This window comes from Vibrio sp. TRT 29B02, assembly GCF_050113655.1.
Lineage (GTDB): Bacteria > Pseudomonadota > Gammaproteobacteria > Enterobacterales > Vibrionaceae > Vibrio.
Genome location: NZ_JBNJOJ010000011.1, coordinates 85,251 through 109,872, shown reverse-complemented (window position 1 = coordinate 109,872; position 24,622 = coordinate 85,251). Strand labels below are relative to the sequence as shown.

At 41.6% G+C, this 24,622-nt stretch carries 34 protein-coding genes; 10 read left to right on the top strand and 24 right to left on the bottom strand.

Features of this window, described 5'->3' with window-relative positions; genetic code table 11:
• Nucleotides 1–183 precede the first annotated feature (183 nt).
• Both ACQEXT_RS09035 and ACQEXT_RS09030 read left to right on the top strand, forming a co-directional pair.
• Nucleotides 184–474 carry a DUF1778 domain-containing protein gene (locus tag ACQEXT_RS09035; RefSeq protein ID WP_426951659.1) on the top strand — a complete coding sequence of 97 codons (291 nt, stop codon included), beginning with the start codon at nt 184–186 and terminating at the stop codon, nt 472–474.
• The gene (locus tag ACQEXT_RS09030) at nt 450–1,004 is read left to right on the top strand and encodes a GNAT family N-acetyltransferase (RefSeq protein ID WP_426951658.1); all 555 of its coding nucleotides are present in this window, start codon (nt 450–452) and stop codon (nt 1,002–1,004) included. The genes ACQEXT_RS09035 and ACQEXT_RS09030 overlap by 25 nt, the downstream gene beginning before the upstream one ends.
• A 263-nt stretch (nt 1,005–1,267) precedes the next feature.
• On the opposite strand, the gene ACQEXT_RS09025 is transcribed toward ACQEXT_RS09030, so the two are convergent.
• From ACQEXT_RS09025 to ACQEXT_RS09000, 6 genes are all read right to left on the bottom strand, one after another.
• A complete protein-coding gene (locus ACQEXT_RS09025) occupies nt 1,268–1,702 on the bottom strand; it encodes a hypothetical protein (RefSeq protein ID WP_426951657.1) in 435 nt (144 codons plus the stop codon).
• Complete coding sequence (locus tag ACQEXT_RS09020) at nt 1,695–1,907, bottom strand: hypothetical protein (RefSeq protein ID WP_426951656.1); 213 nt, start codon at nt 1,905–1,907, stop codon at nt 1,695–1,697. The genes ACQEXT_RS09025 and ACQEXT_RS09020 overlap by 8 nt, the downstream gene beginning before the upstream one ends.
• Nucleotides 1,908–1,966: 59 nt before the next feature.
• Entirely contained in the window at nt 1,967–2,221 is a 255-nt protein-coding gene (locus ACQEXT_RS09015) for a hypothetical protein (protein ID WP_426951654.1), read from the bottom strand.
• 218 nt (nt 2,222–2,439) lie between these two features.
• Complete coding sequence (locus ACQEXT_RS09010; RefSeq protein ID WP_426951653.1) at nt 2,440–2,895, bottom strand: hypothetical protein; 456 nt, start codon at nt 2,893–2,895, stop codon at nt 2,440–2,442.
• Between the two features lie 84 nt (nt 2,896–2,979).
• On the bottom strand, nt 2,980–3,699 hold the full coding sequence (locus ACQEXT_RS09005; RefSeq protein ID WP_426951651.1) for a hypothetical protein: 720 nt from the start codon (nt 3,697–3,699) through the stop codon (nt 2,980–2,982).
• Between the two features lie 2 nt (nt 3,700–3,701).
• A complete protein-coding gene (locus ACQEXT_RS09000) occupies nt 3,702–3,929 on the bottom strand; it encodes a hypothetical protein (protein ID WP_426951650.1) in 228 nt (75 codons plus the stop codon).
• Between the two features lie 210 nt (nt 3,930–4,139).
• Between ACQEXT_RS09000 and ACQEXT_RS08995 the strand changes: the two genes are divergently transcribed.
• Nucleotides 4,140–4,730 (top strand): TfoX/Sxy family DNA transformation protein, encoded by a 591-nt coding sequence (locus ACQEXT_RS08995; protein ID WP_426951648.1) that lies wholly within the window; start codon nt 4,140–4,142, stop codon nt 4,728–4,730.
• A 262-nt stretch (nt 4,731–4,992) separates the two neighbouring features.
• Here the strand turns inward: ACQEXT_RS08995 and ACQEXT_RS08990 are convergent, their stop codons facing one another.
• The 5 genes from ACQEXT_RS08990 to ACQEXT_RS08970 all read right to left on the bottom strand — a co-directional run bounded on the left by ACQEXT_RS08990 (nt 4,993) and on the right by ACQEXT_RS08970 (nt 8,063).
• Nucleotides 4,993–5,304, bottom strand: a complete 312-nt coding sequence (locus ACQEXT_RS08990; RefSeq protein ID WP_426951647.1) for a hypothetical protein — start codon at nt 5,302–5,304, stop codon at nt 4,993–4,995.
• A 44-nt stretch (nt 5,305–5,348) separates the two neighbouring features.
• Complete coding sequence (locus ACQEXT_RS08985; RefSeq protein WP_426951645.1) at nt 5,349–5,747, bottom strand: hypothetical protein; 399 nt, start codon at nt 5,745–5,747, stop codon at nt 5,349–5,351.
• Nucleotides 5,748–5,786: 39 nt separating this feature from the next.
• On the bottom strand, nt 5,787–6,287 hold the full coding sequence (locus tag ACQEXT_RS08980) for a hypothetical protein (protein ID WP_426951644.1): 501 nt from the start codon (nt 6,285–6,287) through the stop codon (nt 5,787–5,789).
• A gap of 100 nt (nt 6,288–6,387) precedes the next feature.
• Nucleotides 6,388–6,732, bottom strand: a complete 345-nt coding sequence (locus tag ACQEXT_RS08975) for a hypothetical protein (protein ID WP_426951642.1) — start codon at nt 6,730–6,732, stop codon at nt 6,388–6,390.
• A gap of 122 nt (nt 6,733–6,854) precedes the next feature.
• On the bottom strand, nt 6,855–8,063 hold the full coding sequence (locus ACQEXT_RS08970; protein ID WP_426951641.1) for a hypothetical protein: 1,209 nt from the start codon (nt 8,061–8,063) through the stop codon (nt 6,855–6,857).
• 313 nt (nt 8,064–8,376) lie between these two features.
• On the opposite strand from ACQEXT_RS08970, the gene ACQEXT_RS08965 reads away from it, so the two are divergent.
• A complete protein-coding gene (locus tag ACQEXT_RS08965) occupies nt 8,377–8,793 on the top strand; it encodes a hypothetical protein (RefSeq protein WP_426951640.1) in 417 nt (138 codons plus the stop codon).
• A 42-nt stretch (nt 8,794–8,835) separates the two neighbouring features.
• On the opposite strand, the gene ACQEXT_RS08960 is transcribed toward ACQEXT_RS08965, so the two are convergent.
• The 5 genes from ACQEXT_RS08960 to ACQEXT_RS08940 form a co-directional block, all read right to left on the bottom strand.
• A complete protein-coding gene (locus tag ACQEXT_RS08960) occupies nt 8,836–9,171 on the bottom strand; it encodes a hypothetical protein (RefSeq protein ID WP_426951639.1) in 336 nt (111 codons plus the stop codon).
• A 179-nt stretch (nt 9,172–9,350) separates the two neighbouring features.
• Entirely contained in the window at nt 9,351–9,773 is a 423-nt protein-coding gene (locus ACQEXT_RS08955; RefSeq protein ID WP_426951638.1) for a hypothetical protein, read from the bottom strand.
• 10 nt (nt 9,774–9,783) lie between these two features.
• A complete protein-coding gene (locus ACQEXT_RS08950) occupies nt 9,784–10,290 on the bottom strand; it encodes a hypothetical protein (RefSeq protein ID WP_426951636.1) in 507 nt (168 codons plus the stop codon).
• Nucleotides 10,291–10,624: 334 nt separating this feature from the next.
• Entirely contained in the window at nt 10,625–10,843 is a 219-nt protein-coding gene (locus ACQEXT_RS08945) for a hypothetical protein (protein WP_426951635.1), read from the bottom strand.
• Nucleotides 10,844–10,987: 144 nt separating this feature from the next.
• A complete protein-coding gene (locus ACQEXT_RS08940; protein WP_426951633.1) occupies nt 10,988–11,164 on the bottom strand; it encodes a hypothetical protein in 177 nt (58 codons plus the stop codon).
• Between the two features lie 295 nt (nt 11,165–11,459).
• Between ACQEXT_RS08940 and ACQEXT_RS08935 the strand changes: the two genes are divergently transcribed.
• A complete protein-coding gene (locus tag ACQEXT_RS08935) occupies nt 11,460–12,263 on the top strand; it encodes an EAL domain-containing protein (RefSeq protein WP_426951632.1) in 804 nt (267 codons plus the stop codon).
• A 93-nt stretch (nt 12,264–12,356) separates the two neighbouring features.
• On the opposite strand, the gene ACQEXT_RS08930 is transcribed toward ACQEXT_RS08935, so the two are convergent.
• The 4 genes from ACQEXT_RS08930 to ACQEXT_RS08915 form a co-directional block, all read right to left on the bottom strand.
• Nucleotides 12,357–12,680 (bottom strand): hypothetical protein, encoded by a 324-nt coding sequence (locus ACQEXT_RS08930; RefSeq protein WP_426951631.1) that lies wholly within the window; start codon nt 12,678–12,680, stop codon nt 12,357–12,359.
• Nucleotides 12,681–12,916: 236 nt separating this feature from the next.
• The gene (locus ACQEXT_RS08925; RefSeq protein WP_426951630.1) at nt 12,917–13,525 is read right to left on the bottom strand and encodes a hypothetical protein; all 609 of its coding nucleotides are present in this window, start codon (nt 13,523–13,525) and stop codon (nt 12,917–12,919) included.
• 109 nt (nt 13,526–13,634) lie between these two features.
• A complete protein-coding gene (locus tag ACQEXT_RS08920) occupies nt 13,635–13,943 on the bottom strand; it encodes a hypothetical protein (protein WP_426951628.1) in 309 nt (102 codons plus the stop codon).
• 11 nt (nt 13,944–13,954) lie between these two features.
• Entirely contained in the window at nt 13,955–15,112 is a 1,158-nt protein-coding gene (locus ACQEXT_RS08915) for a DNA sulfur modification protein DndB (protein ID WP_426951626.1), read from the bottom strand.
• 226 nt (nt 15,113–15,338) lie between these two features.
• Here ACQEXT_RS08915 and ACQEXT_RS08910 point away from each other — a divergent pair, with 226 nt between their 5' ends.
• The gene (locus ACQEXT_RS08910; RefSeq protein ID WP_426951625.1) at nt 15,339–18,203 is read left to right on the top strand and encodes a hypothetical protein; all 2,865 of its coding nucleotides are present in this window, start codon (nt 15,339–15,341) and stop codon (nt 18,201–18,203) included.
• Between the two features lie 787 nt (nt 18,204–18,990).
• Here the strand turns inward: ACQEXT_RS08910 and ACQEXT_RS08905 are convergent.
• The gene (locus tag ACQEXT_RS08905) at nt 18,991–19,230 is read right to left on the bottom strand and encodes a DUF6471 domain-containing protein (protein ID WP_426951624.1); all 240 of its coding nucleotides are present in this window, start codon (nt 19,228–19,230) and stop codon (nt 18,991–18,993) included.
• 120 nt (nt 19,231–19,350) lie between these two features.
• Here ACQEXT_RS08905 and ACQEXT_RS08900 point away from each other — a divergent pair, with 120 nt between their 5' ends.
• The 4 genes from ACQEXT_RS08900 (at nt 19,351) to ACQEXT_RS08885 (ending at nt 21,386) form a co-directional block, all read left to right on the top strand.
• On the top strand, nt 19,351–19,596 hold the full coding sequence (locus ACQEXT_RS08900) for a hypothetical protein (protein ID WP_426951622.1): 246 nt from the start codon (nt 19,351–19,353) through the stop codon (nt 19,594–19,596).
• 10 nt (nt 19,597–19,606) lie between these two features.
• Nucleotides 19,607–19,783 carry a hypothetical protein gene (locus tag ACQEXT_RS08895; protein ID WP_426951621.1) on the top strand — a complete coding sequence of 59 codons (177 nt, stop codon included), beginning with the start codon at nt 19,607–19,609 and terminating at the stop codon, nt 19,781–19,783.
• A gap of 13 nt (nt 19,784–19,796) precedes the next feature.
• Complete coding sequence (locus ACQEXT_RS08890) at nt 19,797–20,270, top strand: hypothetical protein (protein ID WP_426951619.1); 474 nt, start codon at nt 19,797–19,799, stop codon at nt 20,268–20,270.
• 168 nt (nt 20,271–20,438) lie between these two features.
• Nucleotides 20,439–21,386, top strand: a complete 948-nt coding sequence (locus tag ACQEXT_RS08885) for a hypothetical protein (RefSeq protein WP_426951617.1) — start codon at nt 20,439–20,441, stop codon at nt 21,384–21,386.
• 9 nt (nt 21,387–21,395) lie between these two features.
• Here the strand turns inward: ACQEXT_RS08885 and ACQEXT_RS08880 are convergent, their stop codons facing one another.
• The 3 genes from ACQEXT_RS08880 to ACQEXT_RS08870 form a co-directional block, all read right to left on the bottom strand.
• Nucleotides 21,396–22,307, bottom strand: a complete 912-nt coding sequence (locus ACQEXT_RS08880) for a hypothetical protein (RefSeq protein ID WP_426951615.1) — start codon at nt 22,305–22,307, stop codon at nt 21,396–21,398.
• A 442-nt stretch (nt 22,308–22,749) separates the two neighbouring features.
• Nucleotides 22,750–23,448 carry a hypothetical protein gene (locus tag ACQEXT_RS08875; RefSeq protein ID WP_426951613.1) on the bottom strand — a complete coding sequence of 233 codons (699 nt, stop codon included), beginning with the start codon at nt 23,446–23,448 and terminating at the stop codon, nt 22,750–22,752.
• 12 nt (nt 23,449–23,460) lie between these two features.
• Nucleotides 23,461–24,621: a hypothetical protein gene (locus ACQEXT_RS08870; protein ID WP_426951612.1), complete on the bottom strand. Its 1,161-nt coding sequence runs from the start codon at nt 24,619–24,621 to the stop codon at nt 23,461–23,463.
• Nucleotide 24,622 lies beyond the last annotated feature (1 nt).

Genomic DNA, 24,622 nt, shown 5'->3' with positions numbered 1-24,622 from the left:
CGGACAAACCAGTTGACACTAACGTCAATCCATACGAATATTAACCTGTCCGGTTAAAACCCGTACATATAAGATACTATCTATACTATTTAATTTTTTATTGGAGTTGGCTTGCGAACCCTAATTGCAAGCTGTTATTCATCGAGTGAGAGGTAGCCGAGCGCACATGCGCGAGGAGAAAAAATGAGCGCACTAAAAAAAGAGAGAGTTGAGTTTCGCCTTTCTGAGAGTGAGAAAAACACTTTGGAAGAGGCGGCAATACTGTCTAACACTACTGTAAGTAAATTTGTGTCTGAAACTGCGGTATCAAAGGCTCAAGAGGTTGTAGACGAACATAAGCGTCTACAGGTGGAAGCAAGCCAATGGGAGTCTGTAATGGACGCCCTTGAGAACCCAGCAGATCCAAACGAACTAATGCAGGAAATCATTGGTATGTCTTTGGAGGAATCTTGGACGGTCAAGATCAAAAAGTAACGGTCGAACGTTTCGACCCAGAAGCAAACTACGACTTTTCACAGTTCAATTGTGGCGTTGAGGTATTGAATGATTACCTCAACAATTCGATGCACAAAGAGAGTGCGAGGAAAATAGCCATTCCGCACCTATGTATTGTAGAGCCTGAGAACAAAAGTGAACCCAAACGAGTTATTGGTTATTTTACTCTGGCCAGTAGCTCGTTTGAGAAAGCACACCTCACCAATAGTGAACGAAGGAAATGTCCCTACAGGACTGTACCTTGTATCTTGTTAAGCAAGATAGCTGTATGTCAAAGCGCGCAAGGTCAAGGTCTAGGCAAGTGGCTTCTTGGTCGGGCGATTCGTCAGGCTTTCTTGGCATCAAGAGACGTAGGCGTATATGCACTATTCTTGCAGTCAAGAGAAGGACGAGAACAGTTCTACCTTGATGCAGGGATGATTCAATCTAAGCTTCAACCAAACATGTTCATTTACCCATTGAAGCAGTACGAGAACGGATTAAAAGAGCAAGTGCTTAGAACACTCTAATTAAACTCTTTATCAAAAAGGGGGCGTTCGACGGAAAAACATTGGTATGTTCTTAAAGATCAATATTTTCCTAATCGTCGACTCCCCCCCCGCAGGGAAAACGTGGTATCAAACTTTGTTGTCTTTCGATATTCGCCTTGTGATGTTTTACAATAAAACCTTTCGAAAGTAAGCTAGCCTCACACCTATTAGAAAAAAACGCCATTCTATGAGAGTGACGTTTTCCGTTAAATGTTCTGAAATTTCTTATTCCGTCAATACACTTAATTATCTTTGGTTGGCTTGCCAACTCTTTCAAAATAATTTTCAAGCTTTTCTAGCATTGATAAGCGTTCATCATAACCGCCGTGGTCAAGAATCATGTAAGCATCCCATAACATTTGCTCTTGGTCTGGTAGCGGCAATCGTTTCTTATCAAACAGAGGGATTTCGTTAGCATGTTTAACCCGCAAATTTGCTCTATCTCTAGGATGAAGCTCTTGATCGCTTAAATGCTCCAAATGCCTTTCTAAAATGAACATCGTAAAACGCTTATCAGTAGCGAGTTGAATGAAATATCTAAAGCCATTTTTCTGCTCACTAACATTAATAACCGTTACCACTCTCCCTAAAAAAACTTGCCTCTTGGTAATGCTATGGTTAGGGTTAAGGGATGAAACAAACGCTCTCTGACCAATTGCAAATTTTGAATTAGACACGAACTTCTCCTTCTTGCACATGGAATTGTTCGATAATGGTTGATAGAGCCTGCTTAGCCGCGTTTTCAAGAGAAATATCACCATGGCGATAGGCCAGTATAATTGAGTCAAGCTTCTTGTTATCGCAAACACAGAAAGCCAAATTAACCCCATTAGTTTCTAGTAATGACCTTCTAATATTCTCAACAGCTTGAGTGCTATACATGGCCTTCAGCCCTTACTTAACTTCTTGCGTGGTTTCTTCACTTTGACTAGTGACTTCCTTCACGACTCTATCAAAATTTGAGTCGTCACTTTGAATGCACGTACGCCAATAGATAATGCTTCTGAATAGATAATGCTTCTGTAGACCCAGAACACCACGCCCCCGTATATGGCCACAAGAACCAGAGCTGCACTATTAGTGATATTCAAGCTACCATCCGTACTTCTAGGCACCTCTTTAAAGAAAAGTACATAAAGACAAGCACCTATCGACGCTATAAGGTTAAAGGCTACCCATGTGTATTTGTTCTGCATTTTTTCCTCTCAGCATGCGTGGTTGTTACGAACTACCCTGACTCATTTGTTTAATAAGCTCTGTATACAAAGTTGGCAACCATGACTTTTCCGAATTACATATTAGCGCCTAGCTTAATCGCATCAATTAGATAATATTCTTCTTCAAAAGCTTCAACAAGAGTAAGTAGCCGAGTAATTATTAGAGAATTTCCTTGTAACGTTGGTATCACTGCCATTTAGCGCGTGGGTTCGCTCTCCCAAAAGCGGGAGATTGGAATGTGTTGACCGTCCTCTATGGCTGCTTCATGTTCGTGGAAAAATTGCTTGTAGGTATCCATATTCTGTTCACAAAAAGCTTCTAGTAACGATACTGTTAGGCGTGGGGAATAGATCGCGTCATTGCCTCCATCAAGTGACCCTATCATTAACGTTCCATCAGAAAACTCCGTCACACCACTGCCAACATAATCTTGGGCCATGATGATGTGCTTACGTTCATCACCTAAGTGGATCACGATGGCATCGGAGTAATAGGGTTGCGCGTTAATAGTAGGAACCCCTTTGTTGATTGACGGGGGACTGTTCGCAATGTAGGCAGTGCTATTCAATCGAAACACATCCCCTTGATTAATATCTTCAAGGTCACAAGCTTCCCAAAAATCGTTGTTGAGTTTTTCTAGCTTTTTGGCCATGGTAGTTCCTTATGAAATGTCGTCTTTTTAATAAAAAAGGTGGAAATAAAAAAGAGGCACCCCGTCAGTACCTCTTTCATGAAATTAAACTATTGAGAAAACCAGCTTATTAGACTCTCGGGCATCATTCTGAGCCTCAATTAAAGCGTTTACACCAGTAAAGATTGCTGTAGAAATGTAATCTCTGAAGCATGCAATCGCCGTCTCTTTGTGCGGATATGAGAACGCGCGATCATGAACAAAGAAATCCAGCGGAAACCCGTTTTCAAAAAATGCAGCGCTCTGACTTGAAAGTAGCTGATGAGCTACTCGGTTTAAAGACTCTTTCTCAAAACCATGTTCCAATGTGTCGAGTAAAAGGAAATACTGAATCAAATCCCAAACTGAATTTCGTAATTCAAACGGATCTTGTATGAAAGGGCTTGCAAACATGTGCTGGGCCATAAAGTAATGAAAGTCAGACAGTAACTGGTAGTCAGACATATTGATTTCTCGGCACAAACCTTTTGTGGTGGGTTTTTTCGTAAAACCGAGTTGGAAGATAGCATCATGCAAGTGCTCAAGCGCATTATCATGGCCATACTTATGACAGCCGGATATTTTACGATCCAATCCACGCTTAATTTTATCGCGAACCACTTGCGAATGATTTGCTTGAAAACGATATTCAAACTTTCGACTTAGTACACACTCTCGCGATGCGGCGTAAACAACGTTAGCGATTTGGCAGTATAGGCCAGCTGCCTCAAATAGCTCCTGTTCAGTACGCTTTCGGCTTTCGCACCAAATATTAATGAAATCCATATTTATGCCTCCAATAGACTGCTACAGGCTGACTCAATGTCTCTCACAAATGATTCATGGTGCGCCCCATACTTGGCTCGCAAGTGAATGCGGCGCAAACCAACTAGAACAGAAATCCCCTTGCTCTCTAACAGTACGGTTAGTCTTGTCAAGATTGCATCCGTTAACTCGACAGATAGAGATAAGCTGGCTGTCGCCCGACTAGTAAGAATCAATTTGAACGATGACATAAATCACCCCTTTGTTAACTGACTATTTAATTGTAGCTCAAATCGGGGTTGTTTGCATGGTTTTTAATGCTATTAGCCACTTGCATTTAGGAGCCCTTTTCAATAATTGAAAAACAATTGTCTTATTGAAAATAAATGAACATGGATCACAAAATTGTTATGTGATATATAATACACAAATAGCTATTTTACTAGATAGAGAGTTAAATTATGAGATGTAACCACGACGCACAACGAATCCTTGATAGTATCGATATGCCAAATAAAGAAATGCGTTCGATGTTTGGAGGAATGACTTTCTTTTCTAATGGGTTCCCATTCGCCGCATATTGGAATGGTCATCTTTATCTAAGAGTTAGCCAAGAAGAGAAGCACCAACTAGATGCTAAAGGAATTGAACCTCTCACTTACCGAAAAGAAAATTCCAAAGGATGGCACTCAGTAAAAAGTCGTTATTACCCTATTTCAGCAGAGCTACTCAATAACACTGATGCATTACTGGCTGCATCAAAGCAAGCCTGCGAGCAAGCCAGACAAGAAAAAGAGAACACTATCGCCCAAACTCGCATCAAAGATATGCCTAATATGCGCCTGAGTATAGAAAGAATGCTAAAGAAAGTCGGTATACACACTAAAAAAGATCTGATAAATGTGGGTTCTAAGCAAGCATTTGCTTTGCTTGAAAGCGAATATAGCGAAGTATCGGTCAACCTATATTTCAAAATTGAGGGGGCAATCAGTGGTAAGCATTATCTGATAGTCAAGGAAGAGCAGCAATACAAGAGTAGAGCCGCCGCATAAATGTTGGTGGTTTTTCAATAAAACTGACAAAAGCTAAGAGCTAAACATGATCGCAAATGCTGCGAAGAAAAGCACCACAGCTATACGACTAAAGGCTGTTTTCCTTAGCTTTATAGCCAGCAAACTAAAAATAAACGTTGCAATGAGAAGTAGTAACGCTAAATTTTGCATTCTAAGTTGACCTCAATATGGTTAACAAGAAGTTAGTAGTGGATAAACCATTACACTACACAAATGCTTCAATGGCCGATTATCTCTAAAGTCATGAGTTAAGGTAAAACAGGCAGCTTTTCCCTTCCCTGTCAGCGACGTAATCATATATCTCACCATTAGGTCTAACACAGAATCCATACTCTCGCTCTGGCGTTAATAGCCAAATACCATTGAGAGAATCTTCTATACCGCTACCATGGCAATTATCGATAGCACTGACTGGCAGAAAATCCGTTTTAAGTGAATCGCAATCGATTTTGATTCGAACATTCTCAAGAAGCCAATCTTCATCTCGATCAGCCAATTCCGAGTTATAGATCAACTGCTCTGCATCTGCTCTAACGCGCAATACTATTTCCATAGGGATACACCTCTAACTTGAAGATTTCGTAGAATGTCTACGTACTAAATTGATTTCCAATCAGCAGGCTTACTCGTCCTGCGTTGTATGTCTCGTCTCTTCAATACACAAAGCTCATAGCACTCGGGACACATTTGGCTAGGATCGTTTAGAGATTTTAGAATGACCGCACTCTTACGCTTCACGAAGTAACCGCAACTACAACGACATTGCCATCTCTTCTGCCCTAAGTAACCAATGACTTTCAATCGACCAAATTCGGTGCCTGTAAGATCGGTAAAGTTGTCAGCGTTTGGCGTCTCTATGTGGGGCTTAGCATTTGACCAATAACTAATACCAAGATTTTTAGCTCGAAACCTTGAGTGAAACTCATCATGGATTGATGCCTTTCTCGTCACTTTTCGTGCATTGCCATTAATTGGCACTAGGTGATGACTATCCATACTAGAAACCCGTGTATAGCTGGTGGAAAAAGCCTGATTTTAACAATCAGGCCCATCTGGTAGATGGTCAAATGTATTTTGGGGTTGTAGCATTGGATGACTTGCTCTGGCCAATGGGAAGGCTGATTGTACCTCGGCTTCTGTCTCGAAAGAGTCAACAAAATGTTTGCAAGACTGGCCAGCTAGTACGCTGCTTTCAGGATAAATGCCCCATGCATGCACGCAGTACATAGTATCACGAACTTCGTAGGTGAGATCGAATGCAGGACGCCCATAGACCTCAATTCCATAATCTACCGATTCATGAGACTGTTCATCTTCGTATGCGTTTTTAGCCTCAAATACCATGTCAAGGTTGTAACCTTTAGACTCTAGAGCGGCTTCTATCGAGCTGACCGCTTCGCTCTCAGTTAGAGCGGAATCCCCTTTAGCTAAACGCTCTTCGTTATCCACATGAATGGAAGAAACCTGATCTTCGATTAGTTCGTAGTATTTAGTACCAATCGCTGCCGCTTGAATGTTGTAAATAGATGTTTTCATTTCAATTTCTCGCTTTTGCTCAATTGCTCTTATGGTAAGTTATAACCGTCGAGCCATAAACTGTTTTACAGAAAAACGATGGGCGACGATGCCGCCCTGATCATACTACTGGAAGTGAACTATCAACTTTGCGTCGATAGGTGCGAAGCTTTTTTGAAAGCTTTGAGGGAGTAAACAAGCCATTTGAAGTTAATCCCAACTCTTTACGAACTTCTTCTGAAGCTTTACGTGCTGAAACACCGTTCTTTTCGTCCAGCTTTGACAAAACTGCCTTAGTGTACTCTAACTCTTCTAGCGCATGTAAGCACGTTTGGTCAGTTTGCTTAGTTGATAGAAAACGCTTACTCAAGAGATAAATAACAATGCTCGGAATAAGTGCTGCTGCCAAAGTAAATAGCCCCGTAATTAAGGGGGAAAGTAGATTATTTGATACTAAGAAATTCATGACCGCCTCCGTTAACTGACATGTGTATTATAGCGCATTTTAATTGTGGTTTGCAAGAAAAAGCCCCTCATGCAAAGGGGCTAAAAAGAGTGTCAGTTAGTAGTGCGAGGCAAGGTAGAGGGTTACTTTCCTCTTCGGATTAATCCCAAGAAAGCCAAGGCAATAAACGCAAAGATCCCAATAGAGCCACCGCCACCACCCTCTCCGCCAGTGCTAGAGGCTGAACCTGAGTTTGAGTCCCCTGTCCATACTGTATTGATTGCAGTTAAGTCAACTAGGTCAGCTACAACCTCTTTTTCAGAAACCGCGACTGCATACACCTTGTCGTCATAGGGATCAGCATCATTGAACATTGGATGGATGCTTGAAAATGGTACTGTGACAGTTTTAGATGTCTCATTTGCCAAGAAAGACACGCCAACGGGCTGAAGTTCATTTCCAAGGGTTGCGCCCGTACCACTGATATGAATGTAAGCCGTAATAGGGCTTGTCGTATCAACAGAGCGAGTAACTGTGAACTCAAATTCGCTGGTGGTAGTATTCTCGCTTACCACCAATGCAAGAGTGTTCATGTTTAGGCTGGTTGCATGGCTAGGAACCTCTGAAACAAAGGTATTAACCAAGCGAACCATATCACCACTGCCGCTATTACAGCCCGTAGCACCAGTCAGCTTTTGAGTAACAGATGAGCTATTACTCGCGAAAGAAACATCCATCAATGATGCACTAGCATCATCACAAGTGTCACCATAGCCGTAATTGTTGCCAGAGCTATTGTATTCGAATAAAGCGGCATCAGACGCATTGTGAGAGCCACCCAGAGTGTGCAACAGTTCGTGAGCCATAAAGTACTTGTAACCACTAGCATCATAACGATTTAGAACGTTAGCCGTTACAGCAACTTTCTTGTAATCATTACCACCACCACGTAAGCCAATGTACTTAAACTCGGTCATGCTCTCACCGTAACCAGAATTACCATTGTAAGTGTCACGAGCAATACCCACTTGAAAGTGACCGGCGTTATCAGTGAGCGACTCTAAAGAGCCCGATTCCATATCAATTAAAAGGTTCCAAACATTGTAGTTCGCTGCATAGGTCCCTTCTGCCACCGCTTGAACTTTTGCGGGTTTTAGGGTGAGGTTTACACCGTTGTCGCTAAATAGATGGTTAGCAGCATTGATAGAACGGTAAAAACCAATAACTTCGCTTGAGACTAAGATATTGTTATCCGACACATAACCATCGCTATAGAACAGCGATACCTCAAGATTAGTAGCGTTTGCAGAAAATGCCGCCGCTAGAGCCGAAGCCAAGAATAGACGTTTCATAAATTCTCCGTGATGAATATTGTTAACTGACTCGTTAACTATAGCACACTTGCGAGTTGGAGCAAGCTATTTGTTTCTTTTTTAAATTTATTTGTATACCTAGAGTAAAAAAGTACACATCAGGCTTATGATTTCATAAACTTAAATCTACGTCATACGAGTTTGGCTATTATGCGTAAACTGTCACTCTTTTGAAAAACATAGCAACAGGTTTGTGGATTTAAACAGCATGAGCTAACTGCGAATTGGTAGCAGCACATATTACCGACTCAGCCTATATTGATTTAATGAATAGAAAGATAAGGACGAATTAATGGATACTACATTAGACAAAATAATGAAGGCTCGAACCTTAAGAAGCCTGTGTAAGAAAGAAGGCACTACCAGCACACAAATGCAAGCTTACATCGAGACGATGAATAATATTGCATTAGAAATTCACGAAGCTGAAGAAGCAGCGGCGGCGGCAGAGCAGATTAAAGCAAAAGCGATCCAAGATGCACTTGCTAAGTTAAAAGAAGCTGGAGTGACGACCAGAGAGCTAGTTTCAGCAATCGATTCTAGTTCGACTAAAGGACAAAGCAAGCCGCCTAAGTTCACTTACATTGACGAAAACGGGAACAGTCAAGGGTGGACGGGGCAAGGTAGAATACCAATTCCTATGCAAAAGCAGATGGATGAAAAAAACCTGCCTAAAGAACATTTCTTGACCAAGAATATAGAAAGATAGTTTTACAGAAAAACGATAAAGCCGCCAAAAAAGGCGGTTTTCTTATTCGCTCAGATATCTGCGAGATATCCTACCTATCATTCGCATAAAATACTGAACCCAAGCCTTAACAACAAAAACACCACTAGCTACGGTGATGCCAATATAAGCCATGTGTGCAGATGGATCATGTACACCTGCATGAGTTTGTAATAAATAGTGATCTGGCAAAATGGCAGCTCCAGTCAATATCACAAACAACAGGAATAAGGTGCGAATCGATAGTACGCCACGAGACAGGTAGTAACTGGCAGCCATTAATCCGAAAAGAAAAGAGGTTATGCCTAATGGTTCAAGGTGCAAGTAAACAGGTTCACCTAAGAGATACAGTTTTTCCATAACTACCAACATTATTTTGATGGCTTTTCTAGGGTAATAAGTATGAGTGTCAAACGTTCTTGCTCAATTTGCATATCATGTGCTTCCGTTACTTCAGAGCAAGCACAGCGATACTTTCCCGTTATCATCACGCTGACTCACTGGTTCCAATTTAGATGGAGTATCGCCATAGTCGTCGTTCAAATATCGGTTAATTGTTTCAACTTTTTCTCAAGTATCTGTTTGCCTAACGCAAATGCGATCTTTACAACCTCATTAGGGCCAGCATCTGAAAATGACGTTTTTAGCTGTTCGATTACCGTTGGTTTGGTTAAGTCGGATGCAAATTGATGTCCATTAGCAGTGAGACGCAAAGGTATTATACAAACTATCCATCCTGAGCCAGTTCTTGTAAAACCAATACCATCTTTCTTAGTTAATGCAGATTCAAGGCAGTTTTGGTCAGCCAGTATCTCAAGATGAAATACTAATTTATCTAAGGCTTGTTCATCGCCCTTTGGCCACAACTCTTGAAACGGTGCAGCATTTAGTTTGAAGTCACTTTTTCCATTGTCCAAAACCAAAGTTAAGAAGTTGTTCAAATATTCATAATCAATTCTCACGAGCATCCCCTTATGGCTGGATATCTTCTGTGCATTCCCAAGTAAGGGAAAAACCAAACTCAACATCCCAACATTTAGCCGATTCAACATGTGATTTCCAAACTGCAAGCGGGTACTTACCGCTATCATTATCAAAGTTGTTTGTTAGCTTGTTTCGTACATGCCTAATCAACCGATCAACTTGTGGCTCATCGTCTAAACCAAAACTGAGATTAATCAATAGGCGATTGTAATCGGGTTCGTCAGCAGAACCGCGATAATCAAGACCGAAACTATCAACTAGTTGCTTAAGTTCTTTTACAAAATCAGTAAATTTAATTCTTTGAATTTCAGCGATAATTTGGTTCGAAAAATCACTAATAGACATACTGCTAACCATGATTTCGTCTATTTCGTGTTCAAGGCAAAAGTTCACAATTGCTGGCTCTAGTGCCTTTTCGTCGCCTTGACCGAACATGGTGTAATCACCAGTTTCTAGAAATGATTTGACGTGCTTTCGTAAATCTATATCTGACATTACCTATTTCCCTTGTGAATTGATAGTAGCCTTTGTCCTGTTCTTGAAGAAAGAACGGATACCGACACACAAAACGGCGGTCCCTGATATATAACTAAAGGCTGCGATAAGAGAATCAGGGAATAAAAATGGTATGCCCAATAGAGCGAATGCCAACACAAATAAGTGCCCTGTGGATAGTTGTGATTCGTTTTTCATTTTTATCTCATTATCAGTTTTCGTCGTAATGTTCGTCTAGATGCTTGTCTTTAAGCTCAGTTTATGCGGCCATAAGCAAACTCTCTGCAGCATCTCTGTTTTGTCTGATTTTTAGCATGATAGCTCTACTTCCATTTTAACTATGTAGCTCTCGCCACGTTTGTTCTCGAATAGCCCAATCAAGCTGCTCAGACTTTGGCATTGAACCCGCTAAAAGTTGGTCAATAGCATCATCACCTCGCTTTTCCAAATCAGAATCACCAGACATAGAATCACGTTCAGCAGCGCGGTAAGCATATGCTAGACGTGTTTTTTTGCTAGCATTAAGCGTCTTAACAGAAGCAATTCGAGTCATTAGACTTTCCCTCTCTAGCCTCGCGCATTGGCTTGGCGTTTGATCTCTTGGGCTTTATTAAATTTGGCGCCACAATGCCCCCTTTGCTACAACCTTTGAATCCTGTTTGATGGTGGTTATTTATCGTGAGCGTTGGCCGATAAGTTAAACAGATGCCAGCCATAACATAACTACAGAACCAAACAATCCGATACGAAATAGGCCTTGAAGATATTGAGCAAAACATCTGTCATTGGAAAATACTGAACCAAGCAATCCCAACACTGCTATTAGCAAAAATACTGCAATAGTGATCGCTTTAGTTATAATCATTGTTTCCATGTCTACTACTTGTTCCCTCTTCGTTGAGCCCTTATGTATGTGCGTTTGGGTCTAATAACTGCTGAATGAAGCGTCTCTGCATTCGAAAAGTCATTCAACCAATTCAGTCCTTATTCGTATACTTCCAGTAATTCAAGGAGTGTCCTGTTACTAAGATTGGGTTTTCTTGTAAAAGTCGTCAGTAAACTTTGGGGCGATGTCACACGTTGAACAAACCTTAACCTCTTTTATTGGTCGCTTGCGCCGTACTGTTATAAGTTTATACCACTATCATTATCATAAATCAGATGAAATCATGAGAAATATACGTCAGCAAATCATAACCAGTATTCACAATAGAGAGATGCAAGCAGCAATACAGCCTATAGTGGATGTCCGCGATATGCATTGGCATGGCGTAGAAGCTCTTGCACGACTGAACAATACAACAGCACGGCAATTAATCCAGACTGCAGACTCGCATGACCTTGGCCACATAGTAAGCTTGCAAGTCCTAGAGGTCACTCTAATGACCGTGAATGATAAAGCCATACCAATCAACTTCAATCTCTCACCACAACAACTCTTAAACGATGAAGTGGTCGGTGGCATTCAGAGTCTGCTGGAACAGCACGACTATCCTGCAAAGCTATTAACTATTGAACTGACCGAATCACCTTCATCCCATTCAACCAAGAATATGCTCAGCGCACTTTCTCCACTACTCAACAGCGGTGCAAGACTGTCGCTTGATGACTTTGGCGTAGATTCCCAAAACTTACAACGAGTGCTAGAGCTGCCTTTAAAGCAGTTAAAAATAGATCGTTCATTTATTCGCGATATTCACCTTAGTGGCATGAAACAAGATATAGTTCTTGCCATTATTGAGTTGACCTCGAAATACCAAATTGAAGCTATATGCGAAGGTGTCGAGAAAAGAGAAGAGAGTGATTTTTTACTCAGACACAACGCTCACCTTCATCAAGGCTACTTACACTGTAAGCCGAAGCTGCTCCCTTACAAATTAAACGAACTTAGTGACCTACATTCCACTTTCAATCTTGAAGCGATTTGGGGTGGCGATTCTCTTGCAAACAATAAGTCATCATGTAATATATAAAACGCATACCGATATGGTATTTTCTAGCCAACTGACGTTATTATGCCTCTAACCTTTATATTTTGTTGTTAGAGGCTTTTTTTCGCCTAATTGTTAGATACTCATTTCTTTTTGAATACTAGACTCATAGTCGGATAAGTCATTGTACCCTCCCTGTCGCGCGCACTCATTAAGGAAAGAGCGCGTATAACCAGCATTACGATAAGCGTTGGCAAGACTAGATTTATGAGATGCATTGGCTAGGATTACTTCCTTGGCCACGGCCAGAGGATCTCGTGAATCTGCGATCATATCGTCACATGAAATAGTTGGCTCCCCCCTTAGCGCAAAGCTCACTATTTTCTGTTCCGAAACACTTAGCGTAATGCCCAGCGTAGAAAACGTTTCATAAGCGTCGTCTAATAGATCGGTGCTCAATACACTCTCTAATATTGCTATTCGACTTTCATTGTTAAAACCTAACCCTCGCGTGGACGATTTTTTTAGCCGCTTGACGCAACTTCTGGATGCGGAGTGAATAATATTGAGCGCTCGGTCATGTGTACGTCTAATGCCATGATTTAAGTTGCTTATAGTAGTTTGCATAAATAACCTTCAATGCGAGTAAAGAATGACCTACCCGATCAATGCGGGTAGGTTTTACAGAAAAACGATTAGAAAAGTTGGAGTACGTTTTCATCACCGAATGGTAAGTGGCGACACTCTACAATTCGATATCCGCTCTGTGATGCTTTTAGCTCTCTGCAGTATGCAAAATGCTGTTTCGCCTCTGCCAATAGCTCCCCAGCCTTGTAAGTCCGCTGAAATGTGTGGATGGACGTGATAAAACCATCTTCAAATGGCTGCCCCTTCACGCCGCGATCTTTATCACTGCGACAAGCTACGTAGCACACCCCATCTTCTGACGTCACGCTCGCTAACTGAGACCACACTACGTTTCGAGATTGTGGCGGTAAAGTATTTTGAACATAACCAGCAAAGCAAGTTTTAAAGTGTTTCCCAATGATGTCACTGCGACAATAGGTGTAATCATAGTCTTGGCAGTGACCAGCAATCTCACGCAATAGACTGCTGTCATGGTCACATCGACCCTTACCAAAATTCAGGCAACTACCTTTAGAGATTCGTCCTTCTTGAACTAACTGTTTCAATGGCGCGCTAGCTGTTTTGCGGGCAATTGAGGTGCGAGCAGAAACTGCAAAGTCATGCTCAATCGTTGATTCCTGATGAAGAAAAAGTTTCGGTGCTAAATTCGTGGACATTGCTGCGCCTCCTTGTTAACTGACAAGTTAACTATAGCACAATAATAGTATATAAACACCTACTTTGTACTACGAGAACACACTTAAACCATTAACCACTCATTAAAAACTAATGAAGCCTTGCCATTTTGAAGAACAAAAGCTCACTAACTCCATCATAAGTATCATCATCAGGGTCAACTTTCATTTCATTCAAGTGCTCTTTTGACAATCGTGTAGAAGATGTTTCTAGACGAAGTTTCCAACCATTATGCTTAATCACGTAAGGAATATCGCGAGTTAAGGATGGCTCTATAGCTATAACCTCTAACTCACTGCAGTTAGATTTGAGGAATTCTGCTACTCCACGACGAAACAAGCTTATCGCATCTGGGCAGCGATACTTGGTTAAGTCTATTCGGACGGTTTTATTACGCATCTTATCCCCACCTACCCATTGAAATTTGTAGAGGAAAGGCCAAGAGATTCACATAGAATCACGGAAATCTCTTTCGCACATTTAGGAACAATTTTTACTGCCCCATCACTATCAATATGACTCACGCCACGCTCTATCCAAAGTGGGTCACTAAGATTATTTAGGGGTAAATCTGACAGCGCGTTAAACCGCTGGTAGTCAATTTTTCTCTTGCTTAGGGAGGACGCTTCAATCATCGTTCTTATGGCCATCCCCAATGCAGTAGTAAATAAAGCTTTTGAAAAAAGTGCTTTTTGGTGAGATGCACCCCACTCATCAGTATCGACTTTCGACACGTCGATATGGGAATAGGCTGCGCCAATTAGTTTAGTCAAGATCGCTAACCAACTGCGATAGGCTTCAGGGTCATCAAGAATGACCTCAGCCTTCGCTGGACCTACCCCAAGGCTTTTGCAAACCAGTGACCGGAATTGCCCATAGTCTGTGATATGCCCTCGTTCTGTCCTGCCGTGGACAACCAAACGCTCGTACAGAGGCTTTTCGCTTACAATGATAGAAATACTCAATTCACGCATAAAACGCGATAAGGGGTTATCTGCGAAGAATAGAGATAGAGTTGTTGGAGGCTTTTTTAGGTTTAAATGAACATCAGCAAAAAACTTACGAATGACCTGCTTAACGTCCTTTACATGAGGCGTATTAGTCACAATCAGTTTCAAGCCAAGAGTCCGTCTCAAAAATTCATCAATTTTTTGCTGATCGCCTTCTTCCTGAAGAACTGCAAGTTTTTTAGTAAAAGCAGCATGACGCCCCTGACCATCCATTACATGACGTGACGCTGTAGCTGGTATTCCCAAAGCAACCGCCACCTCGGAACCAATCTGAATTTCTTGAACAACATTGGCGGTATTAACGAAGATGATAATCCCCGTAAACCCTGTCTCTTCTGACGGGTCACTAGGCAGATAGTTATAGATGCCTTTTACGCGAGAATCATTTAGAGAAACGTTGCGCTGGCACTTGTCATCAAATGGTAGCTTGTCGCTATTCTCTTCACGAACAAACCCATTAAGGAAGTCCTTAATCGTAACGATACCTTCAAAACAATCGAACGTTGGCCTAAAGCCTTCACGAGCCTTGTAAAGACTCAAAGTAATTGGCGGGAACATAATGCCTCCTTGTTAACTGACTACATAATAATAGACCTTGGCTTGAATTAAATCAATACTGTGCTATAATTTAATTGTCAGTTAACAGTGAAGAGATTGCTAGATGCCACATGCAGCTTTGCCTAAAATCCGAAACAATCAGGAAGTACAACAGATAGACTCAAAACCTGAAAGCATTTGGTCACAATTCAGTGATGCTATTGATGTCATCGATATTACGAGCCAAGTGACCAACCAAGAAGAAATAGCATACCTACAAGCAAAGCGTAGATTTTTTGAAGAAGTGGAACAGCTGGTGGACGTACTGCTGTCTACAAATGCTGTTTGTGTGGTTGCTGCGAGCTTGGGTAAAGATTCCACTGTTATATTGGCGATCACTCTAGAAGCATACAGGCAATGCAAAAAGCGTCAGCCGGATTTCGACAGAGAACTCATTGTAAACACAGTCGATCCTAGAATCGAAGAGTTGCCACTAAAAATGTACGTCAACTTCACCATTCCAAGGATAGAAGACTATGCAAAACGAACAGGCATCAACCTGACGTACAATCATATTAAGCCAAGCAAAATGAATAGCTTCCTGTATCGCTACATTGGCGCAAGGAAACTACTTGTCAACGCAACAAGAAACGGAGACTGTACCGACCTTTTTAAACTCACACCAGCCCGTAAACAATTTGCTAAAGACCAAGCTCGATTAAACGCACCAATCATAAATATTGTTGGCAGTCGAAAAGACGAAGGTTCTCGACGTAGTGTGAATATGAAAAAGCAAAGGATATACAACCGAAACTGTGATGATGTAAAACAACTCATTAGTAAGGGAGAGTTACTTGTTAGTTACGCCCCAATTCGAGACTGGAACGCAAATGAAGTTTTTGATGCTCTCAAGATAGCCGGTAGCAATCCACTCATTTCTATCAATGGCGGCGGAATTCCTTACTTCGAAGAGCATAGTGGCTTGCTGATTGAGATTTACGGTGATGCAACTACGCCTGAAACATGCTCGTTTAACGTAAGCCAAGATACCGTTGAAACTAACTCAATGTGCGGCTCTTCAAACCCTAATCGTATGGGCTGCAGTTTCTGCACAGTTGTGACCGAGAATAAAAGCGGTGCCAGTTTTTCAAAAAAAGTGCGATGGTCTAGCCTGCATTTAGATAAAGCACTTCGAATCCGTGACTATATGTATCGCCTTTCTATAAACGAAGAGGCGCGAGGGTTTCACGCTCGTAGCATTGATCCATATCTGAATCGCGTCATGCTACAAAGTAATACACTTAAACCCCAATTGGTGGCCAAACTATACCGTTTACTATGTCAGCTTAGTGCCGATTCTTATTACACCTCGATAGAAAATAAGTGGGGCAATGTTCGAGAGTTCGAAGGCTATAAAGACATTGAAAATGACCCTCACATGAATCCAAAAACCAAGTCGCTGTTTCTGGAAATGTATGGTAGTCAAATAGTCCACCCGCTCTACGATATCGTGACAAAAGAAGATGCAATTCTCTTATCATATTTATGGGCCATCGATGGCGTAGCTTTACTGCCTTACGCACCTGTCGCGATCTACGACGAAGTGTTCAATCAATTCAAAAGAATACCCTACCCCAAGCTAAATACAGAAGTTGGGTACAACACAACACTGAAAAGCACACCTGTAAAAGAAGCTTTTGCTATCAATACGATGAGCCCTGAATTTACAGAGAATAGCTATATAGACGAAACCATCAATGATGTTTTTGGTTATGAGCCTCTAAATGTTTTCAGTTCCGATAGCTGTGAATCAGAAATGTACGACCAGAACAAGCTTGCTCTCAATGTGACGTTTAATGCAAGCATGCTAGTTGGTCGCAAAGAGCCGAGTATCACATTAACTAAGATTACGATAAAGGCTATCAACCGCTCGTACCCCCCTGAACGCTTTGAGGCGGTGAGAGATGAGATAGAAGAGCAATGCAAAGGCTATGTAAGCGCAAAACTTGAACGCTTACTAGACCCCGCTTTGATGTTATCTGAACAGGAGCTGCAGCAATCAATAGATCGCAAGCTGACTGCCCTAAACAGCAACACGAAAGGGATTGAGGTCAAACTTCGATGCTTAGAGATCTATCATCTAGACAGTTTACCCAACAAACAGCCACGCTCTAGATTGTCAAAGCATCTAAAGGAGACAACAAAAAGAGTTCGGAAAAATGGTATACCAACAACTACGCGCCTACGGTTCTATGCGCCAAGGGTAACGTCTGAACTGACGCAAGCCCATAAGTCAATAACTCCTATGTTACGTCCAGCAAATGGAATAGAGCATCTCAATCCAACTCCCGTTCACGATGAGCACTGTTTCGATGACTTGCCTTTGGACGCGATCTACATAGATTCGGAGATCTGCAGACTATATTGGTTCGATTTAGACGGATGGGAGCGAGCACTAAGCAACTATTATGACTGGCAGAAAAGAAGACTTGAGTATCGAAGAACCACTCGTTTTTACGCTGGTGGAGAGGTAATTAGACAAATGAATCAATATGGCGGTATAACGATTGCGCCCTCTTACTATCGGGACCACAAACGGATTTTATACCGCACTAACGTTCTTAACCAATTGAGAGCCTTCCAGTACCACAGCATGAGTCATCGGCAATTATGCGCTGCAGCAGATCGCGGGGAACTTCTAACGATGAAGCAGCACAGAAGCGATAAAGCTAAGCATGCATTGAAAATACGCCAACTAAGAAACGAAGACAGACGTAAGACTAAGGAGCTTTTAAGCCAATCATATCTAACTATCCATACGTTAAAATCAAAAATTGATGAAGTTAAGGTAATGCTAGATTCAGCGAAAGACACCCCTTCGAGCAAAGAGGCTGAATTTATTGTGAACTTCTATTCTCTGGCTACAAGTAGTTTCGAAGAGTTCATTAAAGAGTTTTTCAGTAAAACAGAACGGGATTACATATTCGATAACGAACAAGCACTGGTTGAGTTGGCCAGCTACTTCAACAATGGATTCAACATTCAATCAGCTTCAATTATTAGAAAACTAGATGCCAAGCAGACCGCCAACTTAATGCTAGAACTTATATGATACAACTGGTCAATAGACGTCCAATTAAACGTTGATCGATTGACGGGAAGAAAGTCTTTCGTGTAAGCTTAAAACGTTGGTGGTCATTTGCCTCCGTGCCTCTGAGTTGTTAACTGACATTTTCATCCAGAAGTGACCATCAACACTAAAAAGCCGCCTCTAATCTTAGGGCGGCTTTTTAGTACCTAGAGAATGCTATTGATAATAGCGGGAAGAATAACTATCTAATTTCCATTACTGTAAATAGGCAAGGTCTTGCTCAAATTGCTCAATGTCAGATATACGTGACCACGGAACACTACCTATATTTTCCACTATGAATGCTTCGTTAGATCTTGAATCAATAGCAACTACTCCTCTGGTGTTGTTTCTGACAAAATGATTAGCAACATGCGGTGATTCTGACCACCCCGTTCGATTCAGATATTCTCGCAATTCAGACAGTTTTATCACTTGCGTCGAGTTCTTTGCTTCATCCATGCCAGAAATTTTGTTCTTGCAAACTAACACTTTGACTAACTCCGAATCATCGCGCTTAGAAACGTTGTTACTATGTTCTTAGCGCTGTTTAGGTCAGCATCGCACTTAATGCTAATCGAAAGCTGCTTTACTTGAGTGATATCACTAGTCCTAGAAAAGCCAATAAATGCCAATTGTTTCTGTTCGTTCATTTGATGTTTCCCACGTTAAGAATCACTGTAAATTTCAATGGTTCGACTTCACCATCTTTTCAAGGTCGAAATAATTAGTCTTTTTGATGAGAATTTCCCATTAACCTGATGTTAAGTCATTCGTCCTGCCTAATGACTCTCATCAAGTCCCAATACCATGTAGTCTTGTGGGTTCCTTTGCTAATTGCGTTTCGTAACCCCTGCTCTGACACGGGTCTCCCCAGCTTAGTTAACCGAGCAGCCACATCTTTGACAGTAACGCCATGAGAATCCATTTCAGTTTTAATGGCAACCTTGATCTCTTGATTAGCCAACTCATTCAACCGCTTTTCTTCTTCGGTAATTTCTTTACCCAAAGTAGGCCCACCTCGCTTCTTATAACTCAAGAGTGAATTATAAACGTTAACGAATTAGGTTGCAGTATAACCCAAATGGGTTATACTGCAACCTGCAAAATTGCTGGGATGGGCGTAAGCATGACTACAGAAGAAGTCGCCATTTTCATGATGGAAAGAGGTACATTTTTCACAGCCGCGACATTGGCAGAAGCGCTTAACTTATCTATAGAGACCGCTTCAGGAAGGCTATACAATATAAAACAATGCAAGAAGTACGAGACCATAGAAAAAGGAACCCCTGTAACTGTAAAGGTTGTCGACGTTGCAAATATGCAGCGTGATAAACGACTATGGACAAAAGCACTGGCGTCCAACTGGAGCTAGAGTAGCCAAAATGCAGGGAAGTATTAGCACAGAAGAAGGTATCAGGTATGGCACAACTTATTACTCGAAAGCGCATTCTCGAAGCAGCTACGAAAGCATCGCAGAGGCTCGCTCTAGCGACTGTCTGACTGAAACCTTTACTGGGTTTGATATGAACAATTACATCGAGTCCAAGCATAAACAATAGTGACAAAAATATTATGAATGACGTAATCATCTCCAACGCGAATAGTGATTTTGACAAATATAGGCAAGCTAGGGTAACTATTGGAGAGTTCTACAATGAGTCTTCGCAAGTTAAAGAAAACCACAACGTAGAGCCTGCTGACTTTGCTAAACCTGCGCTATGCTGGACTTTCTCTTTGCCGGAAGACAAAGGTGGAATAGCAGTAGAGCAATTGATGGGTACAGAGAATATGGCGATCATCACATTTGCTGGCTTATCTGAAGAGTCTCGCGGCAAAGGTAAGATTAGAGAGCTGATTAAAGCTGCCAATAATCACCTTTTGTACAAGCATGGTTCTCTGATTGTAGGCGTACAGCTGAATCCTACGGACAATAAAGCTGTATGGCGACATCTCGGTTTCGTAGAGACATCGTTTGTAGGCTCAACCGAAGCACTTCTAATGAATCAAGAAACGGCTAAACAGTACTTGCCTGACGGCCTCCTATAGTCATAACACAAAGTCTCTGAGGAAAATGATGGCGATTCCACAACAGGCTAACATCAAACTAGATGGGCTAATCATAACGGTCGAGGTTTTTCTAAAAAACAAGATTGAAACTAAGCAAGAGAGCCACCAACCAACACAGTACGAAATTATGAGCGGCAGAGGGTTCGCATGATAGGTAGCGTCGAGCAGTACAAACAAACAAGAATGCAGCTTAAAGAGCTAGAGAGAGAGCAACTTTACTTTCCCAGCCGTCATGACCCTGTCGAGTTAAAGAGCAGACTTACAGAGCTGCAGAGCAGCATAGCCTTATACTTAGAGCAGTATTCGCCGATCAGAACTAACCTGCAAGAGCTTAACATCGAATCCCCTGCCCCCTTTAGTAACGACACTCTATACAACTTTCACAATTACCTTAGAAATAAGGGATTACACTTAACTGACGAAAGTAAAGTCTATACCGCTTCAATTCCTATGGATCAAATTGCTGGTATCAATCAGATCTACGGCGATGACGCGACTTGGTCTGACTGTCTTAATGGTAGGTGGTTAAAGAGGCTAAATCGAGCGTTATGGGAACTTGATGAAGACCCGATTTACTACGTTGATACAGAGCCTAAAAGCGGCGTGTCTTTTGTGAAGGTTGAGGATAAATATTTCGTCACAGAAGGAAAGCACAGAACCATTGTTTCCCGATTCTTTGAGCACTTTAATCCGCACATGTTTCCAGACTCTCCATTGAAAAACGCAACCGTAACGGAGTTTTATGTCGATCGTGAATTCATAGAAATGCAACGGCAGATAGAAGCACTGGCGAATCAATATCCTGAGCTTGACTTCAGGCTTCAACACACAACTGACGTCGATGACGGAAGGTTCCTGACTATCGTAGAAAGAAACGCTTATAACAAGATGGGGTGCTTTACTCGTGGACAGTATCAATCAGTAATTAGCGCACTAACTTGCCCATCGCTAAGAGAGAAGTGGCATTCCATGCAAACAATACGTCACTCAAATATCTACGATTTTATAACCTACTCCGCATGCCTAGCTCCATACCTAAAGAAACTCTCCACAATCATTAGAATTAAACCTAGCAAGTATAAAAAAAGCCGCTAGGCGGCTTTATTATGGCTGGTGGAAGTTCATTGAACTCTGGGATAGATCAATCCCTTTATCTGTAATGGCTTTAAAACGCTCTAGATGGCCCTGTACTTGCGAAGAGAGTTCAGGTGATGACATATCCACCCCTTCTCTATCAAATACATGCTGTAGCTCCTGAGAGGTGCTAGGAAGAGACAAACGCCCAGCTTCATCGCTCAGTCCCATTTCTTGCAACTCACTAAGACCCGATTTTAGCTGAGCAAACTCATTAGGAACAGATATGCCATGCTCTTTAGCATCAACCTCAATAAACTTCACAGAGTTAAGATCCATAGAGTCAGTAGACAAAGCGTCGTTATATCTTACCGCAAAATCACCCTCAACATTCTTCATCAGAGAGTTCTGTACTTCATGGAGAGCGATTAGTCTCGCTGGTACGTCCTGTTGCATCTGTTGGTACTGCTCAATAGGTTCAACAATATGTTTTTCAATAAAACGCTCTAGCTCTTGCTCATTGACCTCCTGACTTTCTCGATTCATGAGGTAATCCGTTACCAGTGCAGCAATCTTACTATTTACAGAAGCAGAAAAATCCCAATTCACTTGAGAGTCTAGTTGCTTATGGTTCTGCCCAGAGTAGTTACCCTTAATGCTAGTGAACGGCGGCAAAGTTTTAACTGCAATATCAATAAAGCGACTCTTGGCATTTGCGGATTGATCGTAGTGATTACCGTTAAACAAGGAAGCCGTAAAATTCATTGGGTCCTTACGTATCATTGCAGCCAATGAATGCGCTAGGTCTTTAGATTCATGTGTACTTTGGCCAGACAAGAACTTGTCGCGGATATGCAATCTCGCTTCTTGATCTAAAAATTGAGAAAACTGGCCAGCAAAAAAACTGTTTTTATCAGTCTGTAAGTTGTCAGGGTTTTTCATCAGCACCTCTATATCTGTGCGGTATCAAACGACTCAGCTCTATGTTTTATAAAACAAAAGAGTGTGCTTGGATTAATCAGTAAAAAAATTCGACAGCCAACCAACCAAATGTAACTACTAAAATACATGTTTTTTAATTATAGATAACTTAGATATTATAGAAGAAATTATTAATATTAAATGATCAACTTCATCAGCACAAAGCAATCTCAAAAATGAGATAAACGAACAAGACCAATAGATCAGTAGTCTAAGCAAGTCGCAAAACGGTAGTGTTAATTCTGCGTAAGTTTAATCGTATTGAAAACGGTGAGCAATGAGAGGAAGTTGAGAGTAGATCAAGATCAAATCTAGAGACATAAACCGCCCTCATCGTACCACTTTGATTACGATTTATGTCATGACAAGCATTCGAATCAATTAAAGGTGAGTCATTTCAGTGCTACAGCGCCGCTTTAAATAGCTTATCTGTCAAAATAACAAGCCCTTTTTGTTCCCCATTACTTATCAAGCGCTCTATAATTGCGCCAACAAGTCGGAAATGAAAGCGTATACCTTGCTTCTTCGGCTTTGTGGCCATCATACTGTCAAAGTTTCGGATATAGCTCATAAGCAACTCCCAATCGAAATTCAGAACATCATCACCATCAATGAAATCGAGGTAGGAACGCTCTGCGCTGTAATCAAAGACTGGTAGCAACCTTTCTCTAAGGTAGATTGTAAGATCAAGCCATGCTTTATTATGAGGACGCTTGCCATACTCCTGCTCAGTCACAAAAAGAGCGGCATGGGCGACTTCATGGGAAATCAACGCACATAGTGCAGCCCTAGCACTTACATAGCCACAAGGAATTGCTTTCCGCGCTAGCTCTGTTGATTCAGAATAGTAAAACAAGTCTCCTTTCTGGAAACGAAATAAATCCTGAAACGCAAAACGGATATAGACTCGATCACCTTGGATTTGCGTTTCACTGTGTTTCTTGCCATCCCAAAGAAACTCAAACGATAAGTTGGGGCTCGATGGCAACTGCCTCAACTTATCAGAGTGCGAATAAGAACCGGCAACGTGAAAAGCAACATGCAAGATCAGTCGTGCTTCTTGCTCGATTTTTTCACGATTAAGCTTATTGTTTTTCAGCAAAACAACACCTACCTACTTAACTAGCAGTTTATTTAACTCTTCGACCAAGGCGGTAAGACTGTCTTTCGTCAAGGTAGCCATCGACACGGATACCTCACCATTTGCACTAAGAGTGATAGAGCCGTGCTCAAATGACGTTTTCTTAGCTGGTTGCTTAGGTCCGTTTAGCTTAATGTGATACTCATTTATCTTTGCAGTAATAATCCCCATAGCACTCTTGTTAGCCGCATCAGATGAAACGCTTGTATCAAGTTCAGAAACCATTTCTTTGATACCCGCAATGCAGCTTTTCAAGAGTTCATCGTTATTGTGTAGGACTCCCCCTTCAGCAAACAGAGAAGTCAGCTTCACAATTGTAGGACGGCCTAAAGAGGTAGGGCTTGGAAACGCCACTAGGATCTCATCTGGAATGATAGCGGAATTATTGTACGCTTGAAGCAGTGCGCGGTTAATATTCAAGGCTTCAGCCATCGCAACATCTGACAAAGGAGCTTCATTGTTAAGCTCACGCTGCGCAGTAATTGCATGCACTCGATCTAGTATGACTTTTCGCCTATCAAGAAACCCATTGGTCAAATGGTCATTGTTTTTATCTGAAGCTAGCTGAGCATGAAAGTGCGTAAGGGACTCTTTCGTTGCGTAGACCTTCAGTACGCAAGTGTCCATAGCACCATAACGTCGGCGTAAACCATCAAAAATATCCAATACACCATCACTCGATACCGTGGCCAAAGCGGGAGTTGTATTAGCGTAAATATCCTTTTTTTCTGAGTTCGGATCGGAAAGCCTTAGCATTTCCTTACACTTAGCAATATCAAACGCACTAAAGTACTTATTTAAGCGAATGTTTGCTTCATGGAGCCTTGTTCGGGTCGCTATCTCATGAGGTTCAATCTCATAGAGATCGAACGCAATCATTCGAAATTCTCGACCAAGAGGAAGCCAGATAGTTGAAGCACCACTCTCAATCTCTCGATCAAATAGAGCTTTTTGGTCTTCTGGTAGTGAGTTAATGATTTCCTTATATGAGAGGCCTGAGTTCTCTGCGGCAGACAACGCATTCTTTGCTCGCTCAAAAGTGACTCTCACCTCGCTCATTGCATCAGATTGCTGCTTTTCCTTGCTGACTACCTGTCCAAAGTGGTTAGTATCCCTAGCTGCTCGCTTAGCCATT

What these genes read in the sequence shown, in the direction of transcription:
- ACQEXT_RS09035 (WP_426951659.1), top strand. Translation starts at nt 184, where the DNA reads ATGAGCGCACTAAAAAAAGAGAGAGTTGAGTTTCGCCTTTCTGAGAGT.
- ACQEXT_RS09020 (WP_426951656.1), bottom strand. Translation starts at nt 1,907, where the DNA reads ATGTATAGCACTCAAGCTGTTGAGAATATTAGAAGGTCATTACTAGAA.
- ACQEXT_RS09015 (WP_426951654.1), bottom strand. Translation starts at nt 2,221, where the DNA reads ATGCAGAACAAATACACATGGGTAGCCTTTAACCTTATAGCGTCGATA.
- ACQEXT_RS09010 (WP_426951653.1), bottom strand. Translation starts at nt 2,895, where the DNA reads ATGGCCAAAAAGCTAGAAAAACTCAACAACGATTTTTGGGAAGCTTGT.
- ACQEXT_RS09005 (WP_426951651.1), bottom strand. Translation starts at nt 3,699, where the DNA reads ATGGATTTCATTAATATTTGGTGCGAAAGCCGAAAGCGTACTGAACAG.
- ACQEXT_RS09000 (WP_426951650.1), bottom strand. Translation starts at nt 3,929, where the DNA reads ATGTCATCGTTCAAATTGATTCTTACTAGTCGGGCGACAGCCAGCTTA.
- ACQEXT_RS08995 (WP_426951648.1), top strand. Translation starts at nt 4,140, where the DNA reads ATGAGATGTAACCACGACGCACAACGAATCCTTGATAGTATCGATATG.
- ACQEXT_RS08990 (WP_426951647.1), bottom strand. Translation starts at nt 5,304, where the DNA reads ATGGAAATAGTATTGCGCGTTAGAGCAGATGCAGAGCAGTTGATCTAT.
- ACQEXT_RS08985 (WP_426951645.1), bottom strand. Translation starts at nt 5,747, where the DNA reads ATGGATAGTCATCACCTAGTGCCAATTAATGGCAATGCACGAAAAGTG.
- ACQEXT_RS08980 (WP_426951644.1), bottom strand. Translation starts at nt 6,287, where the DNA reads ATGAAAACATCTATTTACAACATTCAAGCGGCAGCGATTGGTACTAAA.
- ACQEXT_RS08975 (WP_426951642.1), bottom strand. Translation starts at nt 6,732, where the DNA reads ATGAATTTCTTAGTATCAAATAATCTACTTTCCCCCTTAATTACGGGG.
- ACQEXT_RS08970 (WP_426951641.1), bottom strand. Translation starts at nt 8,063, where the DNA reads ATGAAACGTCTATTCTTGGCTTCGGCTCTAGCGGCGGCATTTTCTGCA.
- ACQEXT_RS08965 (WP_426951640.1), top strand. Translation starts at nt 8,377, where the DNA reads ATGGATACTACATTAGACAAAATAATGAAGGCTCGAACCTTAAGAAGC.
- ACQEXT_RS08960 (WP_426951639.1), bottom strand. Translation starts at nt 9,171, where the DNA reads ATGGAAAAACTGTATCTCTTAGGTGAACCTGTTTACTTGCACCTTGAA.
- ACQEXT_RS08950 (WP_426951636.1), bottom strand. Translation starts at nt 10,290, where the DNA reads ATGTCAGATATAGATTTACGAAAGCACGTCAAATCATTTCTAGAAACT.
- ACQEXT_RS08945 (WP_426951635.1), bottom strand. Translation starts at nt 10,843, where the DNA reads ATGACTCGAATTGCTTCTGTTAAGACGCTTAATGCTAGCAAAAAAACA.
- ACQEXT_RS08940 (WP_426951633.1), bottom strand. Translation starts at nt 11,164, where the DNA reads ATGGAAACAATGATTATAACTAAAGCGATCACTATTGCAGTATTTTTG.
- ACQEXT_RS08935 (WP_426951632.1), top strand. Translation starts at nt 11,460, where the DNA reads ATGAGAAATATACGTCAGCAAATCATAACCAGTATTCACAATAGAGAG.
- ACQEXT_RS08925 (WP_426951630.1), bottom strand. Translation starts at nt 13,525, where the DNA reads ATGTCCACGAATTTAGCACCGAAACTTTTTCTTCATCAGGAATCAACG.
- ACQEXT_RS08920 (WP_426951628.1), bottom strand. Translation starts at nt 13,943, where the DNA reads ATGCGTAATAAAACCGTCCGAATAGACTTAACCAAGTATCGCTGCCCA.
- ACQEXT_RS08915 (WP_426951626.1), bottom strand. Translation starts at nt 15,112, where the DNA reads ATGTTCCCGCCAATTACTTTGAGTCTTTACAAGGCTCGTGAAGGCTTT.
- ACQEXT_RS08900 (WP_426951622.1), top strand. Translation starts at nt 19,351, where the DNA reads ATGACTACAGAAGAAGTCGCCATTTTCATGATGGAAAGAGGTACATTT.
- ACQEXT_RS08895 (WP_426951621.1), top strand. Translation starts at nt 19,607, where the DNA reads ATGCAGGGAAGTATTAGCACAGAAGAAGGTATCAGGTATGGCACAACT.
- ACQEXT_RS08890 (WP_426951619.1), top strand. Translation starts at nt 19,797, where the DNA reads ATGAATGACGTAATCATCTCCAACGCGAATAGTGATTTTGACAAATAT.
- ACQEXT_RS08885 (WP_426951617.1), top strand. Translation starts at nt 20,439, where the DNA reads ATGATAGGTAGCGTCGAGCAGTACAAACAAACAAGAATGCAGCTTAAA.
- ACQEXT_RS08880 (WP_426951615.1), bottom strand. Translation starts at nt 22,307, where the DNA reads ATGAAAAACCCTGACAACTTACAGACTGATAAAAACAGTTTTTTTGCT.
- ACQEXT_RS08870 (WP_426951612.1), bottom strand. Translation starts at nt 24,621, where the DNA reads ATGGCTAAGCGAGCAGCTAGGGATACTAACCACTTTGGACAGGTAGTC.